This is a genomic window from Intrasporangium sp. (assembly GCF_039812505.1).
Classification (GTDB): Bacteria; Actinomycetota; Actinomycetes; order Actinomycetales; family Dermatophilaceae; genus Intrasporangium_A.
In genome coordinates, this window is sequence record NZ_JBDIAQ010000208.1 from 1 (window position 1) to 4,614 (window position 4,614).

Genomic DNA, 4,614 nt, shown 5'->3' on the forward strand with positions numbered 1-4,614 from the left:
ATCCCGGTCGCGGCCAACCGCCGCGAAGGCACCCTCGCGTTCCACGTCACCGCCCCGCCCCCCGCCGAGCACCCCCCCACCTGATCGGGGTCATCACCCGCCACGACCTGCCCGAAGGACCCGGCCCGGCTCGTCATCGAACCCGCCACCGGCACCGACCCCGGCGGGCGCACCATCACCGACCTGGCCACCTCCACCGGCAGATCGCCGCCGCCGCACCCACCAACCTGCAACACCGGCAGCCAGAGCTCGCCGCGCTGACCGAGTTCAGCGCCGGGCCCGGCCAGTACCTGCGGATCGAAGCCGACTACCGGGCCGGCAAGACCGCACTGGCCGCCTGGTACGCCACGCACCCCCCGGCCGGGCTCGAGACGACCACGTTCCTGATCACCCGCCGCCAGGCCGGCCAAGCCGACACCGACGCGTTCCTGACCGCGGTCACCGACCAGCTCGGCTACCTGGCCCCCACCCTCGCGGGCGCCGCGCCGAACCGGCCCGGCCGGCTCGGGCACTTCTGGCAGCTGCTCGACACCGCCGCCGAACGGCTCGAACAGAACAGCACCGACCCGGAGTGGCAGGCGGACGCGCTGACCGGGATCGCCGCCGCGATCATGAGGGTGCGCGGTATCCGGGAGCGGGCCGCAGATCAGATCCTGTCGCGGGTGCTGGTGTCGTCGTTGACCGGCCCGTACTGGCTTTCCGCTGTTCCTCGCGTCAAGCCGCAGGGCACTCAAGAGCCCCTCGATCAGCTTGCGTGCCCCTCGCGTAGAGGCCAAAGATGGTGAGGCACCGAGCTACTCGTCGAGGATGGCCTCGGCCTCGATGGCGATGGCCACCTTGTCGCCGACTACGACACCGCCGCCTTCCAACGCAGCGTTCCAGTTGACCCCGAAGTCGTGCCGGTTGATCTGCCCGGCCGCGCTGAACCCGGCCCGGGTGCCGCCGGCCGGGTCGGGGGTGAACCCGCCGATCTCCACCGCCAGGGTGACCGGTCGGGTCACCCCCCGGATGCTCAGCTCACCATCCATTGCCCAGTCGTCCCCGTCCGGTCGGATCGCGGTGGACCGGAACGTCATCGTCGGACTGGTCGCCACGTTGAAGAAGTCGCTGCTGCGCAGGTGGTTATCGCGCGCCTCGATGCCGGTGGTGATCGAGGACAGGTCCACCTGGACCTCCACGTGCGAGTCGGTCAGGTTCTCCGCGGTGGTGATCGTCGCGGTGTACCCGGTGAACCGGCCTCGCACCTTGGACACCATCATGTGGCGGGCCACGAATCCGATCTCGCTGTGGGCCGGATCCAGCCGCCACACGCCAGCCCGGTAGCCGGCAATAGTGCTTGTCATGTCTTCTGCTCCCTCACTGGCGCCGACACGGGCAACACAACTAGTTGACGCTTCATCGACCATATCCCACGTCCGCTACCCCGGAACAGACCCACATTGCGGGTGGACGAGCACGAGCGCTGAACCGACAGGCCGGCATCCTCACCGCCCACCATGTCGAGGGGTTGAGGCTCGAGCTGGGCCGAGACGGAACCGACTGCGCGACGTTTGCCCCGACCCATGAAAATTGTATCAATCAGCCCGGTTTGGTGACTTAGAGTATGTATGCGCCATTATCCTCGAGCAAGGCCAGGCCTAGCCGTGAGAGCAGGAACGACACGGTGAGGCATGGGGGTGGGGGCACAGACAGGCCCGGATCTTGGGGGAAACGACGGGCCTGTCTGTGCAAAGCCCCGGTGACCGGATTCGCCGCCGCGAGGTGGGGATGCGACGGGAGGCCAGTCAGCTCGGAAGGCTCGACGCCCTCCCTGCCCCGGGGTTCGTGTCAGTTTACACGCGAAATGCCCTATTTGCAGGGGTCCCCCATAGTATGTCCTGTGTACAAGGTTCAACCACTGGCCCGGCTCGTTGGGTGCAGATGCGAACGCTTGGTTCGCGTCGATGTCGGCTCGGCTCGTGTGGCTTCTGCGGCGGCCACTGAGGTTTTCTCACCAGAATCCGCGGTGCATGGTCAGGATGACGAGGGCGGCGGCGGCGATGGTGCCGATTCGTTGGGGGCAGAGGATGACGCGGGCACGGAAAGGGCGGCGGCCGGGTCCTCACGGCCCGCCTCGAGGGCACCACCGTGGACGGCGGCTACACCTACCAGGACACACCACCGGCAACGGCATCATGGACGCCCACCCCTGGCCGGCCAACAGCGACGGGCTGTCCTCGAACTACTTCACCATCACCGCGCAGGCCACCGCCCCCGGCGACGACGACGATGTACTCGTCCTCCAACGCGGCGGACAGAGCGTCGCGGGCGGGGCCGGACACGGCTACCTGATCGCCAAGCCCGACCCGTACGACGGCGCCTACGTCAGCGGCCGCCCGCACGCTTGGCAGGCCAGCCTGCCCGCCGCCGACCTGGAGAAGCGCTTCGGGATCGCCCGGGTCGAACGGATCCAGATCCTCACCCGCGACTGCGAGGTTGATGTCCGTTCAACCACCACGGCCGGCGGGGGTCGCGCTCGCGGGTGCAGGTCGGTGCGTGTCCCTCGCCCGGGGCGGGTGGCCAACCAGTCTGCAAGCAGGGCGGGGTCCCACATCAGGGAGCGGCCGAACCGGGCCGGGGCCGGCGCCAGCCCCCGGGCGGCGTAGTGGCGCAGCGTGTCCGGTTTGATCCCGGCCCGCCGGGCGGCCTGCTCAGTGGTGAGCCACCCGCTACCCGTGCCCGCGTCCATGTCAGCCACGCCCTGCCGCCGACACGGGGGCTAGGAGGGCGGCTAGGTCGCCGGCTAGGTCCGGCGTGCCTATTGCGGCCGGCAGTGTCGCCACGGTCAGCAGGAACCCGAGCCCGATCGAGGGGGCCATCGGGACCGGCCCGGACCGGCCCGGACCGGCCCGCGCCCCTCTCCCTGATGGCCAGGCTCGGCAGGCTGGCCCTACGAGGGGCCGCCTTGAGAAGGGGGGTTATCACCGGGCCTGCTTCGGGCCGGGCCGTATCCCGCCGACGATGGGGTGGTCCCGGTAACACCCGCACGGAGGGGCCGCCGCCCCGCCTGAAAGGAACGGAGCTTGCGAACATGGACGAGATAACGACACCTGGCTGGGCGCCGGGGAACCTGAGCCACGACGACGTGGCGACGCTGGCCGGCTGGATGGCCCGGCACGGCTACACAGCCGATGAGGTGGCCCACGCCGTCCTCAAGCCGTGGCACTACCTCGACGAGATCCGCCGCGCCAAGCTCGACCTGCCGCCCGCCGACGAGGATGTGGCCGACACCAGCGAACGCCCGTGAGCCAGGCTCACGGGCCGATGCGCCGGCACTTCCACGTGCCGGCCCGTGAGCTGCTGCTCGAGGCGCCGGAGCCCTGCCCGGTCTACCCGGGACTCGCCCTGGTTGGCCTTGCCGTCACCCCGGCCGGGCAGCACCACCTGATCTGCACGATCGGCGTGCGGCACCGCTTCTACCTCGGCCCAGACGAGCACACCGTCACCCGCCGGGCCGGCATCCTCACCGCCGCGCTGCAGGCCGCACCCAACCCGGTCGGCGCCCAGACCGCGAGGGCTGCCGGGCTCTGGCTCACCACCGCGTGGGATGCCCTGCTCGACGAGCTCGTGGCCACAATGACCCGCGCGATGCCCGACACGCCCTGATGGCCCCTCCGCACCGCTCGGCGGCCGTCCGGGACACAACGCACCGTGGGCGCGCTCCTGATGCCTTGGGGTGCACTCCGGGGGAACCGGCGAGGAGGCTCGGACTGCAGGACGATGAGATCCACCAGATCGAGCAGTTCCCCGGATGGTCCTGGACCGCCGGGCCACCACGGCCCGGCACGAACGAGCAGCCGGGCGGGGCAGCCCCCCGGCCCGGCATGCACCGGGTGGGTGATTCGGTCTTGTCTCTTGGCCGCCGGACGCCGCCGGACCTCAGCTGGTGGGCTCAGGCCTGCTGACGGTAGCCGGGCGCAGGTGATCCAGCCGCGCGGTCGTCCTCATCACCGACGGGCCGGGGCTGAGGGGGGTAGTCGTGAGCGAGGTGGGCCTCGACCATCTGGTCGAGCGCGGCCGGCGACTCGGCGGTCAGGGTGACCCGATCGCCGGTGACCGGGTCGGTGACCTCGGCGATGTAGCGGACGGTGTTTCCCATCAGGTCAGCCTTCCTTACCTTCTTGGTGGGTGGGGTTTCTCGGTGACGGCGCGTCGGGCGTCTGGGTCGGCGCGGTGCAGTCGCAGGGGTCCGCGGATGGCCGGGGCGCGACGAGCTGGGCGGCGTCCGCGTCATGATGCCTGCCCTGCTGGCCAGTCGCCGTCCATGATCTTGTTCTGGGCCTGCACCGCGCGGTCGAGCGCCCGGTGCATGACGGACGGGTCACCCTTGGACCAGTACGCGATGTAACCGGGCGAGAATGCCTCTGTCTGATGGGGGCTGGCTCCCCTGCGGCGGCACACCATGAACGCCACGGCCTCAGCCTCGGTCTCCATCTGCCCACGGTGGCGCTGGTACTCGCTGTAGTCGGTATCGACGTGGCCGCAATGCACGTGCCCGAGCTCGTGGGCGATCGTGGATGCCTTCTGCGCCTCGCTGAGGCGCGCGTCGACGACGATGCGTTTGCTCTTGGGGTC

At 70.2% G+C, this 4,614-nt stretch carries 7 protein-coding genes; 4 read left to right on the forward strand and 3 right to left on the reverse strand.

Annotation, left to right across the window (positions count from 1 at the left end; translation table 11 throughout):
* On the forward strand, positions 1-785 hold a 785-nt coding region (locus WMI84_RS16960), incomplete at its 5' end, for a hypothetical protein (RefSeq protein WP_347354955.1).
* Between the two features lie 9 nt (positions 786-794).
* On the opposite strand, the gene WMI84_RS16965 is transcribed toward WMI84_RS16960, so the two are convergent.
* The gene (locus WMI84_RS16965) at positions 795-1,343 is read right to left on the reverse strand and encodes a YceI family protein (protein ID WP_347354956.1); all 549 of its coding nucleotides are present in this window, start codon (positions 1,341-1,343) and stop codon (positions 795-797) included.
* A gap of 831 nt (positions 1,344-2,174) precedes the next feature.
* Between WMI84_RS16965 and WMI84_RS16970 the strand changes: the two genes are divergently transcribed.
* From WMI84_RS16970 to WMI84_RS16980, 3 genes are all read left to right on the forward strand, one after another.
* The gene (locus tag WMI84_RS16970) at positions 2,175-2,645 is read left to right on the forward strand and encodes a hypothetical protein (protein ID WP_347354957.1); all 471 of its coding nucleotides are present in this window, start codon (positions 2,175-2,177) and stop codon (positions 2,643-2,645) included.
* Positions 2,646-3,070: 425 nt separating this feature from the next.
* A complete protein-coding gene (locus tag WMI84_RS16975) occupies positions 3,071-3,286 on the forward strand; it encodes a hypothetical protein (protein ID WP_347354958.1) in 216 nt (71 codons plus the stop codon).
* Complete coding sequence (locus tag WMI84_RS16980; RefSeq protein ID WP_347354959.1) at positions 3,283-3,645, forward strand: hypothetical protein; 363 nt, start codon at positions 3,283-3,285, stop codon at positions 3,643-3,645. Before WMI84_RS16975 ends, WMI84_RS16980 begins: the two co-directional genes overlap by 4 nt.
* A 286-nt stretch (positions 3,646-3,931) precedes the next feature.
* Here WMI84_RS16980 and WMI84_RS16985 read toward each other — a convergent pair whose 3' ends face one another.
* Entirely contained in the window at positions 3,932-4,138 is a 207-nt protein-coding gene (locus tag WMI84_RS16985) for a hypothetical protein (RefSeq protein WP_347354960.1), read from the reverse strand.
* A 131-nt stretch (positions 4,139-4,269) separates the two neighbouring features.
* Positions 4,270-4,614: ImmA/IrrE family metallo-endopeptidase (locus WMI84_RS16990; protein ID WP_347354961.1), on the reverse strand; the 345-nt coding region annotated here is incomplete at its 5' end.

Excerpts from the sequence above, each read along its gene's own strand:
- WMI84_RS16965 (WP_347354956.1), bottom strand. The coding sequence starts at position 1,343 with ATGACAAGCACTATTGCCGGCTACCGGGCTGGCGTGTGGCGGCTGGAT.
- WMI84_RS16970 (WP_347354957.1), top strand. The coding sequence starts at position 2,175 with ATGGACGCCCACCCCTGGCCGGCCAACAGCGACGGGCTGTCCTCGAAC.
- WMI84_RS16975 (WP_347354958.1), top strand. The coding sequence starts at position 3,071 with ATGGACGAGATAACGACACCTGGCTGGGCGCCGGGGAACCTGAGCCAC.
- WMI84_RS16985 (WP_347354960.1), bottom strand. The coding sequence starts at position 4,138 with ATGGGAAACACCGTCCGCTACATCGCCGAGGTCACCGACCCGGTCACC.